Genomic DNA, 12438 nt, shown 5'->3' on the forward strand with positions numbered 1-12438 from the left:
ACCTATTTTCTAGCCCTTACTTGGAGTAGAGCTCGACAATCAGGCTTTCGTTGATGTCGGCAGACAGATCACTGCGAGCAGGAACGTTCTTGAAAACGCCCGACTTCTTCGCGGTGTCTACATCTACCCACTCAACGCGGCCACGCTGGGCGCACAGTTCAAGGGCTTGAACAATGCGCAGCTGGTTCAGCGACTTCTCGCGAACCGCGACCACGTCACCCGGACGAACTTGGTAGGACGGAACGTTTACAGTCTTGCCGTTAACGCTGATCGCTTTGTGCGAAACCAGCTGACGGGATTCGGCACGAGTAGCGCCAAAGCCCATACGATAAACGACGTTATCCAGACGGCATTCGAGCAGTTGCAGCAGGTTCTCACCAGTAGCGCCCTTCGAGGAGGCCGCTTGCTTGTAGTAACCGCTGAACTGACGCTCGAGCACGCCGTAGATACGACGGACTTTTTGCTTTTCACGCAGCTGGGTGCCGTAGTCGGACTGACGACCGCGGCGCTGACCGTGAATACCTGGGGCTGCTTCGATGTTGCACTTCGATTCCAGAGCGCGAACGCCGCTCTTCAGGAACAGATCGGTGCCTTCACGACGAGACAGTTTGCATTTTGGACCAATGTAACGTGCCATTTATCTGTCTCCTGATTACACGCGGCGCTTCTTCGGCGGACGGCACCCGTTATGCGGGATTGGCGTCACGTCGGTGATGCTGGCGATCTTGTAGCCACAGCCGTTCAGAGCACGAACAGCGGACTCACGACCTGGACCTGGACCCTTGACGTTGACGTCGAGGTTCTTCAGACCATATTCCAGCGCAGCTTGACCAGCACGCTCAGCAGCTACTTGAGCAGCGAACGGGGTGGACTTGCGGGAACCGCGGAAACCCGAACCGCCGGAGGTAGCCCAGGACAGGGCGTTACCTTGACGATCGGTAATGGTCACGATGGTGTTGTTAAAGGACGCATGGATGTGGGCGATGCCATCAACCACTGTCTTTTTAACTTTTTTACGAGGACGAGCAGCAGGTTTTGCCATGTCTATATTCCTGTCGATTCGCTGGTGCGATTACTTGCGGATCGGCTTACGCGGACCTTTACGGGTACGCGCGTTGGTCTTGGTACGCTGACCGCGTACTGGCAGACCCCGACGATGACGCAGGCCGCGGTAGCAACCCAGGTCCATCAACCGCTTGATTTTCATGTTGATGTCGCGACGCAGGTCACCTTCAGTGGTGAACTTCGCAACTTCGCTACGCAGCTGTTCAATCTGCTCGTCGCTCAGATCTTTGATCTTCACGGCTGGGTTGACCCCAGTGTCTGCACAGATTTTCTGTGCAGTTGTGCGACCGACACCATAGATGTAGGTCAGCGAGATAACAGTGTGCTTGTTATCTGGAATGTTAACGCCTGCAATACGGGCCATTCAGTGGGACTCCAATTGACAGCTACCTACGCCCCGGAAGCCAAGAAATAGGGCGCGAGATAATATCGCTGTAGAAACAAATAATCAACCCAGCAGCGCACTAGCTGCTGGGTTTGAAGCACAGATCACACTCAGCCTTGGCGCTGCTTGTGACGTGGTTCCGCGCTGCAAATCACTCGCACAACACCTTCGCGGCGAATAATTTTGCAGTTACGGCACAGCTTTTTCACCGATGCACGAACTTTCATCACCAACTCCTCGAACCTTAAGGGTCTCTCAGCGCAGCATTCCGCTGCCACCGTAGCCTTTCAGGTTGGCTTTCTTCATCAGGGATTCGTACTGGTGCGAAACGAGGTGCGATTGTACTTGGGACATGAAGTCCATCACAACCACTACCACAATCAGCAACGAGGTCCCGCCAAGGTAGAACGGAACGTTTGCCGCTACCACCAGGAACTGGGGCAACAGACACACGGCCGTCATATAAAGAGCACCGAACATGGTCAAGCGGGTCAGAACGCCATCAATGTAGCGCGCCGACTGCTCGCCTGGACGGATGCCCGGAATAAAGGCACCGGACTTCTTCAGGTTTTCCGCTACGTCTTTCGGATTGAACATCAACGCCGTATAGAAGAAGCAGAAGAAAATAATCCCTGCACTAAACAGCAGAATATTCAACGGCTGACCAGGAGCGATCGACTGCGAGATGTCCTGCAGCCAGCCCATACCTTCAGACTGACCAAACCAGGCACCCAGCGAAGCCGGGAACAGCAAAATGCTGCTTGCGAAAATGGCTGGGATGACCCCGGCCATGTTCACCTTCAGCGGCAAGTGGCTAGTCTGCGCAGCGAAGACCTTGCGGCCCTGCTGACGCTTGGCGTAGTGAACGGCGATTCGACGCTGACCACGCTCAATGAACACCACAAAACCGATAATCGCTACTGCCAGCAAACCGATAGCGACCAGAGCGAAAATGTTGATATCGCCCGTACGTGCAGACTCGAAAGACTGCCCGATTGCTCTCGGAAGACCGGCGACGATACCTGCGAAAATCAACATCGAGATACCGTTGCCTACACCGCGCTCCGTGATTTGCTCACCCAGCCACATCATGAACATCGCACCCGCCACAAACGTGGAGACAGCGACGAAATGGAAGCCAAAGTCAGCAGAAAACGCTACACCCTGACCGGCCAGGCCGATGGACATGCCAACAGCCTGGACCAGCGCCAGGATAACGGTGCCGTAGCGGGTGTACTGGCTGATCTTGCGACGGCCAGCTTCACCTTCCTTCTTCAACTGCTCCAGCTGCGGGCTGACGGCGGTCATCAGCTGCATGATGATCGATGCCGAAATGTACGGCATGATCCCCAGTGCAAAGATGCTCATCCGTTCCAGCGCGCCGCCGGAAAACATGTTGAACAAGCTAAGAATGGTCCCCTCATTCTGTCGAAACAGTTCCGCCAGCCGGTCCGGGTTGATGCCTGGAACTGGGATGTGTGCGCCTATCCGATAGACGATGATCGCCAGAAACAGAAAACGCAGACGAGCCCAAAGTTCAGACATCCCGCCTTTACCGAGCGAAGAGAGAGCACCTTGCTTAGCCATTTATTCCTCGAACTTGCCGCCAGCTGCTTCGATAGCCGCACGCGCACCTTTGGTGGCTGCGATACCCTTGATGGTGACCGCGCGAGTAACTTCGCCGGACAGCATGATTTTCACACGCTGTACGTTTTGGTTAATCACGTTGGCATCCTTCAAGGATTGCACGGTGACAACGTCGCCTTCCACTTTGGCCAACTCGGACAGACGCACTTCTGCGCGGTCCATGGCTTTCAGGGAAACGAAGCCGAATTTCGGCAGACGACGGTGCAGCGGCTGTTGACCGCCTTCAAAGCCTGGAGCGATGGTGCCACCGGAGCGGGAGGTCTGACCTTTGTGGCCGCGGCCACCGGTCTTGCCCAAACCACTACCGATACCACGACCCGGACGATGCTTCTCGCGACGGGAACCCGGCGCTGGACTCAGATCATTGAGTTTCATCGATTAACCCTCGACGCGCAGCATGTAGTAAGCCTTGTTGATCATCCCGCGATTCTCGGGAGTATCCAGGACTTCTACAGTGTGACCGATGCGGCGCAGACCCAGACCCTTAACACACAGTTTGTGGTTAGGGAGACGGCCGGCGGTGCTTTTGATCAGCGTTACTTTGACGGTAGCCATGATCAGCGGATCTCCTCGACGCTCTTGCCGCGCTTGGCAGCAATGGATTCAGGAGATTGCATAGCCTTCAGACCCTTGAAAGTGGCATGAACCACGTTCACTGGGTTGGTCGAGCCGTAGCACTTGGCCAGGACGTTCTGAACGCCAGCAACTTCCAGGACAGCACGCATCGCGCCACCGGCGATGATACCGGTACCGTCGGAAGCAGGCTGCATGTACACCTTCGAAGCGCCATGGGCGGACTTGGTGGCGTACTGCAGAGTGGTGCCGTTCAGGTCTACCTGAATCATGTTGCGACGGGCAGCTTCCATGGCTTTCTGGATCGCAGCAGGTACTTCGCGCGATTTGCCACGGCCGAAACCAACGCGACCCTTGCCATCACCTACCACGGTCAACGCGGTGAAAGTGAAGATACGGCCGCCTTTTACGGTTTTGGCTACGCGGTTAACTTGAACCAGCTTCTCAATGTAGCCTTCGTCGCGCTTTTGATCGTTATTTGACATAACTTAGAACTCCAGTCCGCCTTCACGAGCACCATCTGCCAGCGCTTTAACGCGGCCGTGGTACTTGAAGCCAGAACGGTCAAAGGCAACTTGAGATACACCGGCGGCTTTCGCGCGCTCAGCTACCAGCTTGCCAACCTTAGTGGCCGCGTCGATGTTGCCAGTGGCGCCATCACGCAGGTCTTTGTCCAAAGTCGAGGCGCTGGCCAGGACTTTGCTGCCGTCGGCCGAAATGACCTGGGCATAGATGTGCTGCGAGGAGCGGAACACGCAGAGACGCACGACTTCGAGTTCGTGCATTTTCAGGCGTGCTTTGCGAGCGCGACGCAGTCGAGTAACTTTTTTGTCGGTCATTTGCTATGCCCTACTTCTTCTTGGCTTCTTTACGACGGACGACTTCGTCCGCGTAACGCACACCCTTGCCTTTGTACGGCTCTGGTGGACGGAAGTCGCGGATTTCAGCGGCCACCTGACCTACCAGCTGCTTGTCGATACCCTTGATCAGGATGTCGGTCTGGCTAGGGGTCTCAGCGGTGATGCCCTCAGGCAGTTCATAATCCACTGGGTGCGAGAAGCCGAGCGCCAGGTTCAGCACGGTGCCCTTGGCTTGCGCCTTGTAACCAACACCGACCAGCTGGAGCTTGCGCTCGAAGCCTTGGCTTACGCCCTGGACCATGTTGTTCACGAGTGCACGGGTAGTGCCGGCCATTGCGCGAGTTTGTTGGTCGCCGTTGCGAGCAGCGAAACGCAGCTCACCAGCTTCTTCAACAACTTCAACGGACGAGTGAACGTTCAGTTCGAGAGTGCCCTTGGCACCCTTCACCGAAAGCTGTTGGCCGACGAATTTGACTTCGACACCGGCTGGCAGCTTAACGGGGTTCTTAGCGACGCGAGACATGCTTATCCCCCCTTAGAACACTGTGCAGAGTACTTCGCCGCCGACACCGGCAGCGCGCGCAGCACGATCAGTCATCACACCTTTGTTGGTGGAGACGATAGACACGCCCAGACCGCCACGTACTTTCGGCAGTTCTTCGACGGACTTGTACTGACGCAGGCCTGGACGACTTACGCGCTTGACTTCCTCGATGACCGGACGGCCTTCGAAGTATTTCAGCTCGATGGACAGCGAAGGTTTGACTTCACTGCTGACCTGATAACCCGCGATGTAACCTTCGTCTTTCAGAACTTTGGCTACAGCCACCTTCAGGGTCGAGGACGGCATGCTTACGACGGACTTTTCAGCCATCTGGGCATTACGGATTCGAGTTAGCATGTCCGCTAACGGGTCCTGCATACTCATGGGCTAGACGCTCCTGATACAAGAAAAATTAGCCTTTCGGCTACTACAGTCACCTGATCGCAACGGGCAAAAAACCCGGGCTCAGGTGAGCCGGTCATTCTAGACACATCCCAGAAACGAAACAAGCCCCATAAGGGGCTTGTTTCGTTGCAAGATCACCGGCGGTCGGAAGATCACTCCCCCGCCGCCAGGGCCCTGCCGGTACGTCTTACCAGCTGGCTTTGACCAGACCTGGAACGTCACCGCGCATTGCTGCTTCACGCAGCTTGTTACGGCCGAGGCCGAACTTGCGGTAAACGCCGTGCGGACGACCGGTGATGCGGCAGCGGTTACGCATGCGCGAGGCGCTTGCGTCACGTGGCTGCTTCTGCAGAGCGATCGAGGCTGCCCAACGTTCTTCTGGAGTTGCATTCAGATTAACGATGGTAGCTTTGAGCTCAGCACGCTTCTTGGCGTATTTAGCAACCGTGAGCTGACGCTTCAGCTCGCGGTTTTTCATGCTCTTCTTGGCCATTTTCCTACTCCAATCAGTTGCGGAACGGGAATTTGAAAGCGCGCAGCAGAGCGCGACCTTCGTCATCCGTACGAGCAGTGGTGGTCAGGGTAATGTCCAGACCGCGCAGAGCATCGATCTTGTCGTAGTCGATTTCCGGGAAGATGATCTGCTCTTTCACGCCCATGCTGTAGTTGCCACGACCGTCGAAGGACTTGGCATTCAGGCCGCGGAAGTCGCGAACCCGAGGCAGGGAGATCGCCAGCAGGCGGTCCAGGAATTCGTACATACGATCACGGCGCAGAGTGACTTTGACGCCGATCGGCCAGCCCTCACGGACTTTGAAGCCCGCGATGGATTTCCGAGCGAAAGTCACAACGGCTTTTTGACCGGTGATCTTCTCGAGGTCAGCTACAGCGTGCTCGATGACTTTCTTGTCGCCGACAGCTTCGCCCAGACCCATGTTCAGGGTGATCTTGGTAACGCGCGGAACTTCCATCACGTTCGCCAGCTTAAGTTCTTCCTTAAGCTTGGGAGCAATTTCCTTCCGGTAAATCTCTTTCAGTCGTGCCATGGTCTTCTACCTAGCAGTGTTCAAGCATCAACCGCTTTTTGGGTCGACTTGAAGACACGAATTTTTTTGCCTTCTTCTACTTTGAAACCAACGCGGTCAGCCTTGTTGGTTTCGCCGTTGAAGATGGCGACGTTGGAAGCGTGCAGTGGCGCTTCTTTCTCGACGATACCGCCTTGTACGCCCGACATAGGGTTAGGCTTGGTATGACGCTTCACCAGGTTGATCCCACCAACGACCAGACGGTCGTCAGCGAGAACCTTGAGCACCTTACCGCGCTTACCTTTGTCTTTGCCGGCGATCACGATGATCTCGTCGTCACGACGAATCTTTTGCATGTCGGATCTCCTTACAGCACTTCTGGGGCGAGCGAGACGATCTTCATGAACTTCTCAGTACGAAGTTCACGGGTCACTGGCCCAAAGATACGGGTGCCGATCGGCTCTTGCTTGTTGTTCAGCAGAACAGCAGCATTGCCATCAAAGCGGATTATGGAGCCGTCAGCACGACGGACACCGTGGCGAGTGCGGACTACAACAGCAGTCATCACCTGGCCTTTCTTCACTTTACCGCGAGGAATTGCTTCCTTGACGGTTACCTTGATGATGTCACCGATACCGGCGTAGCGACGGTGCGAACCGCCGAGCACCTTGATGCACATGACGCGACGAGCGCCGCTGTTATCGGCCACATCGAGCATGGATTGAGTCTGAATCATAAAATTTCTCCGACCCCTAGCCCTTAGACTTCAACAGCGCGTTCGAGAACTTCAACCAGTGCCCAGGACTTGGTCTTGGCCAGCGGACGAGTCTCGCGGATGGAGACCTTGTCGCCGATGTGGCACTGGTTGGTTTCGTCGTGCGCGTGCAGCTTAGTCGAACGCTTAACGTATTTACCGTAGATCGGGTGCTTTACGCGACGCTCGATCAGTACGGTGATGGTTTTGTCCATCTTGTCGCTGACGACACGGCCAGTCAGCGTACGGACGGTTTTTTCAGCTTCAGCCATGATCACTTACCTGCCTGCTGGTTGAGCACAGTTTTCACGCGAGCGATGTCACGCTTAACTTGCGAGAGCAGGTGCGACTGCCCCAACTGGCCAGTTGCCTTCTGCATACGCAGATTGAACTGGTCGCGCAGCAAGCCGAGCAGTTGCTCGTTCAGCTGCTGTGCTGATTTTTCACGAAGTTCATTCGCTTTCATCACATCACCGTCCGCTTAACAAAGGAGGTGGCGAGAGGCAGCTTTGCAGCCGCCAAGGCGAATGCCTCACGCGCCAGCTCTTCAGAAACACCCTCGATCTCGTACAGGACCTTGCCTGGCTGGATCTGGGCAACCCAGTACTCCACGGAACCCTTACCTTTACCCATCCGCACTTCGAGAGGCTTCTTGGAGATCGGCTTGTCCGGGAATACACGGATCCAGATCTTGCCGCCACGTTTTACGTGACGGGTCAGGGCACGACGTGCCGATTCGATCTGGCGAGCGGTGAGACGACCGCGAGCAACAGCTTTCAGAGCAAACTCGCCGAAGCTGACTTTGCTACCGCGCAGTGCCAGACCACGGTTGTGGCCAGTCATCTGCTTGCGGAATTTTGTACGCTTTGGTTGCAACATTTGGCGTACCCCTTACTTAGCAGCTTTTTTACGAGGCGCTGGTGCTTGTGGTTTCAGTTCTTCTTGGCGACCACCAATAACTTCGCCTTTGAAAATCCAAACCTTCACACCGATCACACCGTAAGTGGTGTGAGCTTCGTAAGTGGCATAGTCGATGTCGGCACGCAGGGTGTGCAGTGGCACACGACCTTCGCGATACCATTCAGTACGTGCGATTTCAGCACCGCCGAGACGACCGCTCACCTGGATCTTGATGCCCTTGGCACCAATACGCATGGCGTTCTGTACGGCGCGCTTCATGGCGCGACGGAACATCACACGACGCTCCAGCTGCTGAGCTACGCTCTGAGCTACCAGCATACCGTCGAGTTCCGGCTTGCGGATCTCTTCGATATTGATGTGCACAGGCACACCCATTTGCTTGGTCAGGTCCTGACGCAGTTTCTCAACATCTTCACCTTTCTTCCCGATAACGATACCTGGACGAGCGGTGTGGATGGTGATGCGTGCAGTTTGAGCCGGACGATGGATATCGATACGGCTAACGGACGCGCTTTTTAGTTTGTCTTGGAGGTACTCACGCACATTCAGATCTGCGAGCAAATAGTCCGCATAAGTCCGACCGTCTGCGTACCAGACGGAGGTGTGCTCCTTGACGATTCCCAGGCGAATGCCAGTGGGATGTACTTTCTGACCCATCTGATCGACTCCGTTACTTGTCCGCAACCTTGACAGTGATATGGCAAGACCGCTTGACGATGCGATCAGCGCGGCCTTTGGCACGCGGCATGATGCGCTTCAGCGAACGCCCTTCGTTGACGAAAACGGTGGAGACCTTCAGGTCATCAACGTCTGCGCCTTCGTTATGCTCGGCGTTGGCTACGGCCGACTCGAGGACTTTCTTCATGATTTCAGCGGCTTTTTTGCTGCTGAAGGCCAACAGGTTGAGCGCTTCGCCCACCTTCTTCCCGCGGATCTGGTCGGCGACCAAGCGGGCTTTCTGGGCGGAGATGCGAGCGCCCGACAACTTAGCGGCTACTTCCATTTCCTTACCCCTTAACGCTTGGCTTTCTTGTCAGCCACGTGCCCGCGGTAGGTGCGGGTACCGGCGAACTCGCCCAGTTTATGGCCGACCATGTCTTCGTTCACGAGAACTGGGACGTGTTGGCGACCGTTGTGTACCGCGATGGTCAGACCGACCATTTGTGGCAGGATCATCGAACGGCGCGACCAGGTCTTAACTGGTTTGCGATCGTTCTTTTCCGCCGCCACTTCGATCTTCTTCAGTAGGTGAAGATCGATAAAAGGACCTTTTTTCAGAGAACGTGGCACTGTCGTATCCCTCTATTTACTTGCGACGACGGACGATCATTTTGTCGGTACGCTTATTACCACGAGTCTTCGCGCCCTTAGTCGGGAAGCCCCATGGCGATACCGGATGACGACCACCGGAGGTACGACCTTCACCACCACCATGTGGGTGGTCAACCGGGTTCATGGCAACACCACGAACGGTTGGGCGAACGCCACGCCAGCGTTTGGCACCAGCTTTACCCAGCGAACGCAGGCTGTGCTCGGAGTTCGAGACTTCGCCCAGGGTCGCACGGCACTCAGCCAGGACTTTACGCATTTCACCAGAGCGCAGACGCAGGGTCACATAGACACCTTCGCGAGCGATCAGCTGAGCCGAAGCACCAGCGGAACGAGCGATCTGTGCACCTTTGCCCGGCTTCAGTTCGATGCCGTGAATGGTGCTACCCACTGGAATGTTGCGCAGTTGCAGGGAGTTGCCTGGCTTGATTGGAGCCAGAGCACCTGCGATCAGCTGGTCGCCAGCACTCACGCCTTTAGGGGCGATGATGTAGCGGCGCTCGCCGTCTGCGTAGCAGAGCAGTGCGATGTGAGCAGTACGGTTCGGGTCGTATTCGATACGCTCGACAGTGGCGACGATGCCGTCCTTGTCGTTGCGACGGAAGTCGACCATACGGTAATGCTGCTTATGACCACCACCTACGTGACGCGTAGTGATGCGGCCATTGTTGTTACGACCACCAGACTTCGATTTCTTCTCGAGCAGCGGTGCGTGAGGAGCGCCTTTATGCAGCTCCTTGTTGACCACCTTGACCACGAAACGGCGGCCAGGGGAAGTCGGTTTGCATTTAACGATTGCCATGATGCACCCCTTCCTTACTCAGCACTGCTGCTGAAATCGAGATCTTGGCCGGGTTGAAGGGAGATGATCGCCTTCTTCCAGTCATTACGCTTGCCCAGACCGCGAGCGGTACGCTTGGTCTTACCCAGAACGTTCAGGGTAGTCACGCTTTCCACTTTCACGCTGAACAGGCTTTCGACGGCCTTCTTGATTTCCAGCTTGGTTGCGTCGGTAGCAACCTTGAAAACGAACTGGCCTTTCTTGTCAGCCAGAACCGTGGCCTTCTCGGAAACGTGCGGGCCAAGTAGAACTTTAAATACGCGTTCCTGGTTCATCCCAGCAGCTCCTCGAATTTCTTCACGGCCGACACGGTGATCAACACCTTGTCGTATGCGATCAGACTGACCGGATCGGAACCCTGTACGTCACGTACGTCGACGTGCGGCAGGTTGCGAGCAGCCAGGTACAGATTCTGATCAACAGCATCAGAAACGATCAGTACGTCGCTCAGACCCATGCCGTTCAGTTTGTTCAGCAGGTCTTTGGTTTTCGGTGCTTCAACAGCGAAGTCCTGAACCACGACCAGACGGTCGGTACGCACCAGCTCGGCGAGGATGGAACGCATTGCTGCGCGGTACATCTTCTTGTTGAGCTTCTGCGAGTGGTCTTGAGGACGAGCTGCGAAAGTGGTACCGCCGCCACGCCAGATTGGGCTACGGATAGTACCGGCACGAGCGCGGCCAGTGCCTTTCTGACGCCATGGGCGCTTGCCGCCACCAGCAACGTCGGAACGGGTTTTCTGCTGCTTGGTGCCCTGACGGCCGCCGGCCATGTAGGCCACGACTGCTTGGTGTACCAGCGTCTCGTTGAATTCGCCGCCGAAAGTCAGTTCGGAAACTTCGATCGCTTGAGCGTCATTTACATTTAGTTGCATGTCAGCTTCCCCTTAACCGCGAGCCTTGGCAGCCGGACGCACAACCAGATTGCCGCCAGTAGCGCCAGGAACGGCACCCTTGACCAGCAACAGATTGCGTTCAGCGTCGACGCGCACTACTTCGAGGGACTGAACGGTCACGCGCTCGGCGCCCATGTGACCGGACATTTTTTTGCCCTTGAATACACGACCAGGAGTCTGGCACTGGCCGATAGAGCCCGGGACGCGGTGGGAAACGGAGTTACCGTGGGTATTGTCTTGACCGCGGAAATTCCAACGCTTGATGGTACCGGCAAAGCCTTTACCTTTCGACTGACCGGTAACGTCTACCATTTGGCCAGCAGCGAAGATTTCTGCATTGATCAAGTCGCCAGCCTGGTACTCGCCTTCTTCAAGACGGAATTCCCAGACACCGCGACCAGCGGCAACGTTCGCTTTAGCGAAGTGACCTGCTTGAGCAGCAGTCACACGCGAAGCGCGACGCTCGCCAACAGTGACTTGCACTGCGCGATAGCCATCAGTTTCTTCGGTTTTGAACTGGGTGACGCGATTCGGCTCGATCTCAATGACCGTGACCGGAATGGAGACACCTTCTTCGGTGAAAATACGGGTCATACCGCATTTACGACCGACTACACCAATAGTCATGTTGTAAACCTCATGAGTGTACGGGGCTTTCACCCGCTATGGCCGCCCATTTCAGAGCGTTACACGACTAAGACCCGAGTCTTAGCCGAGGCTGATCTGCACTTCCACGCCTGCCGCAAGATCGAGCTTCATAAGAGCATCAACGGTTTTATCCGTTGGCTGGACGATGTCCAGTACGCGCTTATGAGTACGGATCTCGTACTGGTCACGCGCGTCTTTGTTGACGTGCGGGGAGACCAGAACGGTGAACCGCTCTTTACGGGTAGGCAGTGGAATTGGACCACGCACTTGAGCACCAGTACGTTTCGCGGTTTCCACGATTTCCTGGGTGGATTGGTCGATCAGGCGATGGTCAAAAGCCTTCAACCTGATACGGATTTGCTGATTTTGCATTGGATTTCAGACTCCAGGCTGCTATTCCCACCGGGCGCACTACGCCCGTTAAAAGGAGGCGTGATTCTATAGACACCCCCACTGAGTGTCAACCCAATAAAAAAGCCCCCGCAAAAGCGGGGGCCTTTCTAAACGATCAACGATTACTCGATGATTTTGGCTACGACGCCGGCG

26 protein-coding genes are annotated in these 12438 nt (G+C 55.8%); all 26 read right to left on the bottom strand.

The window, feature by feature from the left end; all coding sequences use genetic code 11:
• Positions 1 to 16: 16 nt before the first annotated feature.
• The 26 genes from rpsD to rpsJ all read right to left on the bottom strand — a co-directional run bounded on the left by rpsD (position 17) and on the right by rpsJ (position 12264).
• Complete coding sequence (gene rpsD / locus DN388_RS20185; RefSeq protein WP_043861923.1) at positions 17 to 637, bottom strand: 30S ribosomal protein S4; 621 nt, start codon at positions 635 to 637, stop codon at positions 17 to 19.
• Positions 638 to 652: 15 nt separating this feature from the next.
• Positions 653 to 1042 (bottom strand): 30S ribosomal protein S11, encoded by a 390-nt coding sequence (gene rpsK, locus DN388_RS20190; protein WP_002555466.1) that lies wholly within the window; start codon positions 1040 to 1042, stop codon positions 653 to 655.
• Positions 1043 to 1072: 30 nt separating this feature from the next.
• A complete protein-coding gene (gene rpsM, locus DN388_RS20195; protein WP_043861924.1) occupies positions 1073 to 1429 on the bottom strand; it encodes a 30S ribosomal protein S13 in 357 nt (118 codons plus the stop codon).
• 131 nt (positions 1430 to 1560) lie between these two features.
• Positions 1561 to 1677: a 50S ribosomal protein L36 gene (gene rpmJ / locus DN388_RS20200; protein WP_002555468.1), complete on the bottom strand. Its 117-nt coding sequence runs from the start codon at positions 1675 to 1677 to the stop codon at positions 1561 to 1563.
• Positions 1678 to 1705: 28 nt separating this feature from the next.
• Positions 1706 to 3037 (bottom strand): preprotein translocase subunit SecY, encoded by a 1332-nt coding sequence (gene secY, locus DN388_RS20205; protein WP_043861925.1) that lies wholly within the window; start codon positions 3035 to 3037, stop codon positions 1706 to 1708.
• The gene (gene rplO / locus DN388_RS20210; protein WP_010220318.1) at positions 3038 to 3472 is read right to left on the bottom strand and encodes a 50S ribosomal protein L15; all 435 of its coding nucleotides are present in this window, start codon (positions 3470 to 3472) and stop codon (positions 3038 to 3040) included. It abuts the gene before it with no gap.
• A gap of 3 nt (positions 3473 to 3475) precedes the next feature.
• Complete coding sequence (gene rpmD / locus DN388_RS20215) at positions 3476 to 3652, bottom strand: 50S ribosomal protein L30 (protein WP_010220317.1); 177 nt, start codon at positions 3650 to 3652, stop codon at positions 3476 to 3478.
• Positions 3653 to 3654: 2 nt separating this feature from the next.
• A complete protein-coding gene (gene rpsE, locus DN388_RS20220; protein ID WP_043861926.1) occupies positions 3655 to 4155 on the bottom strand; it encodes a 30S ribosomal protein S5 in 501 nt (166 codons plus the stop codon).
• 3 nt (positions 4156 to 4158) lie between these two features.
• Complete coding sequence (rplR, locus tag DN388_RS20225) at positions 4159 to 4509, bottom strand: 50S ribosomal protein L18 (protein WP_043861927.1); 351 nt, start codon at positions 4507 to 4509, stop codon at positions 4159 to 4161.
• A 10-nt stretch (positions 4510 to 4519) separates the two neighbouring features.
• A complete protein-coding gene (gene rplF / locus DN388_RS20230; RefSeq protein ID WP_043861928.1) occupies positions 4520 to 5053 on the bottom strand; it encodes a 50S ribosomal protein L6 in 534 nt (177 codons plus the stop codon).
• A 12-nt stretch (positions 5054 to 5065) separates the two neighbouring features.
• Positions 5066 to 5458, bottom strand: a complete 393-nt coding sequence (gene rpsH, locus DN388_RS20235) for a 30S ribosomal protein S8 (protein ID WP_010220313.1) — start codon at positions 5456 to 5458, stop codon at positions 5066 to 5068.
• A gap of 208 nt (positions 5459 to 5666) precedes the next feature.
• Positions 5667 to 5972, bottom strand: a complete 306-nt coding sequence (gene rpsN / locus DN388_RS20240; RefSeq protein ID WP_043861929.1) for a 30S ribosomal protein S14 — start codon at positions 5970 to 5972, stop codon at positions 5667 to 5669.
• Between the two features lie 13 nt (positions 5973 to 5985).
• Positions 5986 to 6525 (bottom strand): 50S ribosomal protein L5, encoded by a 540-nt coding sequence (rplE, locus tag DN388_RS20245; RefSeq protein WP_043861930.1) that lies wholly within the window; start codon positions 6523 to 6525, stop codon positions 5986 to 5988.
• A gap of 20 nt (positions 6526 to 6545) precedes the next feature.
• Positions 6546 to 6860 (bottom strand): 50S ribosomal protein L24, encoded by a 315-nt coding sequence (gene rplX / locus DN388_RS20250; protein WP_008374158.1) that lies wholly within the window; start codon positions 6858 to 6860, stop codon positions 6546 to 6548.
• An 11-nt stretch (positions 6861 to 6871) separates the two neighbouring features.
• Positions 6872 to 7240: a 50S ribosomal protein L14 gene (gene rplN / locus DN388_RS20255; protein WP_002555479.1), complete on the bottom strand. Its 369-nt coding sequence runs from the start codon at positions 7238 to 7240 to the stop codon at positions 6872 to 6874.
• A 23-nt stretch (positions 7241 to 7263) separates the two neighbouring features.
• Complete coding sequence (gene rpsQ / locus DN388_RS20260; protein WP_008374160.1) at positions 7264 to 7530, bottom strand: 30S ribosomal protein S17; 267 nt, start codon at positions 7528 to 7530, stop codon at positions 7264 to 7266.
• Positions 7531 to 7532: 2 nt separating this feature from the next.
• On the bottom strand, positions 7533 to 7724 hold the full coding sequence (rpmC, locus tag DN388_RS20265) for a 50S ribosomal protein L29 (RefSeq protein WP_002555481.1): 192 nt from the start codon (positions 7722 to 7724) through the stop codon (positions 7533 to 7535).
• Entirely contained in the window at positions 7724 to 8137 is a 414-nt protein-coding gene (gene rplP, locus DN388_RS20270) for a 50S ribosomal protein L16 (RefSeq protein ID WP_003255479.1), read from the bottom strand. The genes rpmC and rplP overlap by 1 nt, the downstream gene beginning before the upstream one ends.
• 12 nt (positions 8138 to 8149) lie before the next feature.
• A complete protein-coding gene (gene rpsC / locus DN388_RS20275) occupies positions 8150 to 8836 on the bottom strand; it encodes a 30S ribosomal protein S3 (RefSeq protein ID WP_010220308.1) in 687 nt (228 codons plus the stop codon).
• Between the two features lie 13 nt (positions 8837 to 8849).
• The gene (gene rplV, locus DN388_RS20280; protein ID WP_003103908.1) at positions 8850 to 9182 is read right to left on the bottom strand and encodes a 50S ribosomal protein L22; all 333 of its coding nucleotides are present in this window, start codon (positions 9180 to 9182) and stop codon (positions 8850 to 8852) included.
• A gap of 11 nt (positions 9183 to 9193) precedes the next feature.
• Positions 9194 to 9469, bottom strand: a complete 276-nt coding sequence (rpsS, locus tag DN388_RS20285; protein WP_002555486.1) for a 30S ribosomal protein S19 — start codon at positions 9467 to 9469, stop codon at positions 9194 to 9196.
• Between the two features lie 16 nt (positions 9470 to 9485).
• Complete coding sequence (rplB, locus tag DN388_RS20290) at positions 9486 to 10310, bottom strand: 50S ribosomal protein L2 (RefSeq protein WP_078481646.1); 825 nt, start codon at positions 10308 to 10310, stop codon at positions 9486 to 9488.
• 14 nt (positions 10311 to 10324) lie between these two features.
• Positions 10325 to 10624, bottom strand: a complete 300-nt coding sequence (gene rplW / locus DN388_RS20295; protein ID WP_009397515.1) for a 50S ribosomal protein L23 — start codon at positions 10622 to 10624, stop codon at positions 10325 to 10327.
• Positions 10621 to 11223, bottom strand: a complete 603-nt coding sequence (rplD, locus tag DN388_RS20300) for a 50S ribosomal protein L4 (protein WP_010220305.1) — start codon at positions 11221 to 11223, stop codon at positions 10621 to 10623. Before rplD ends, rplW begins: the two co-directional genes overlap by 4 nt.
• A gap of 12 nt (positions 11224 to 11235) precedes the next feature.
• Positions 11236 to 11871: a 50S ribosomal protein L3 gene (gene rplC / locus DN388_RS20305; protein ID WP_043861931.1), complete on the bottom strand. Its 636-nt coding sequence runs from the start codon at positions 11869 to 11871 to the stop codon at positions 11236 to 11238.
• Positions 11872 to 11952: 81 nt separating this feature from the next.
• Positions 11953 to 12264, bottom strand: coding sequence for a 30S ribosomal protein S10 (gene rpsJ / locus DN388_RS20310; RefSeq protein ID WP_003186070.1), 312 nt, complete (start codon positions 12262 to 12264; stop codon positions 11953 to 11955).
• Positions 12265 to 12438 lie beyond the last annotated feature (174 nt).

The sequence above is a fragment of the Pseudomonas sp. S12(2018) genome, assembly GCF_024355235.1.
Lineage (GTDB): Bacteria > Pseudomonadota > Gammaproteobacteria > Pseudomonadales > Pseudomonadaceae > Aquipseudomonas > Aquipseudomonas palmensis.

Coding starts and splice junctions, on each gene's coding strand:
- rpsD (WP_043861923.1), bottom strand. CDS start 637: ATGGCACGTTACATTGGTCCAAAATGCAAACTGTCTCGTCGTGAAGGC.
- rpsK (WP_002555466.1), bottom strand. CDS start 1,042: ATGGCAAAACCTGCTGCTCGTCCTCGTAAAAAAGTTAAAAAGACAGTG.
- rpsM (WP_043861924.1), bottom strand. CDS start 1,429: ATGGCCCGTATTGCAGGCGTTAACATTCCAGATAACAAGCACACTGTT.
- rpmJ (WP_002555468.1), bottom strand. CDS start 1,677: ATGAAAGTTCGTGCATCGGTGAAAAAGCTGTGCCGTAACTGCAAAATT.
- secY (WP_043861925.1), bottom strand. CDS start 3,037: ATGGCTAAGCAAGGTGCTCTCTCTTCGCTCGGTAAAGGCGGGATGTCT.
- rplO (WP_010220318.1), bottom strand. CDS start 3,472: ATGAAACTCAATGATCTGAGTCCAGCGCCGGGTTCCCGTCGCGAGAAG.
- rpmD (WP_010220317.1), bottom strand. CDS start 3,652: ATGGCTACCGTCAAAGTAACGCTGATCAAAAGCACCGCCGGCCGTCTC.
- rpsE (WP_043861926.1), bottom strand. CDS start 4,155: ATGTCAAATAACGATCAAAAGCGCGACGAAGGCTACATTGAGAAGCTG.
- rplR (WP_043861927.1), bottom strand. CDS start 4,509: ATGACCGACAAAAAAGTTACTCGACTGCGTCGCGCTCGCAAAGCACGC.
- rplF (WP_043861928.1), bottom strand. CDS start 5,053: ATGTCTCGCGTCGCTAAGAACCCCGTTAAGCTGCCAGCCGGTGTCGAA.
- rpsH (WP_010220313.1), bottom strand. CDS start 5,458: ATGAGTATGCAGGACCCGTTAGCGGACATGCTAACTCGAATCCGTAAT.
- rpsN (WP_043861929.1), bottom strand. CDS start 5,972: ATGGCCAAGAAGAGCATGAAAAACCGCGAGCTGAAGCGTCAGCTCACG.
- rplE (WP_043861930.1), bottom strand. CDS start 6,525: ATGGCACGACTGAAAGAGATTTACCGGAAGGAAATTGCTCCCAAGCTT.
- rplX (WP_008374158.1), bottom strand. CDS start 6,860: ATGCAAAAGATTCGTCGTGACGACGAGATCATCGTGATCGCCGGCAAA.
- rplN (WP_002555479.1), bottom strand. CDS start 7,240: ATGATTCAGACTCAATCCATGCTCGATGTGGCCGATAACAGCGGCGCT.
- rpsQ (WP_008374160.1), bottom strand. CDS start 7,530: ATGGCTGAAGCTGAAAAAACCGTCCGTACGCTGACTGGCCGTGTCGTC.
- rpmC (WP_002555481.1), bottom strand. CDS start 7,724: ATGAAAGCGAATGAACTTCGTGAAAAATCAGCACAGCAGCTGAACGAG.
- rplP (WP_003255479.1), bottom strand. CDS start 8,137: ATGTTGCAACCAAAGCGTACAAAATTCCGCAAGCAGATGACTGGCCAC.
- rpsC (WP_010220308.1), bottom strand. CDS start 8,836: ATGGGTCAGAAAGTACATCCCACTGGCATTCGCCTGGGAATCGTCAAG.
- rplV (WP_003103908.1), bottom strand. CDS start 9,182: ATGGAAGTAGCCGCTAAGTTGTCGGGCGCTCGCATCTCCGCCCAGAAA.
- rplB (WP_078481646.1), bottom strand. CDS start 10,310: ATGGCAATCGTTAAATGCAAACCGACTTCCCCTGGCCGCCGTTTCGTG.
- rplW (WP_009397515.1), bottom strand. CDS start 10,624: ATGAACCAGGAACGCGTATTTAAAGTTCTACTTGGCCCGCACGTTTCC.
- rplD (WP_010220305.1), bottom strand. CDS start 11,223: ATGCAACTAAATGTAAATGACGCTCAAGCGATCGAAGTTTCCGAACTG.
- rplC (WP_043861931.1), bottom strand. CDS start 11,871: ATGACTATTGGTGTAGTCGGTCGTAAATGCGGTATGACCCGTATTTTC.
- rpsJ (WP_003186070.1), bottom strand. CDS start 12,264: ATGCAAAATCAGCAAATCCGTATCAGGTTGAAGGCTTTTGACCATCGC.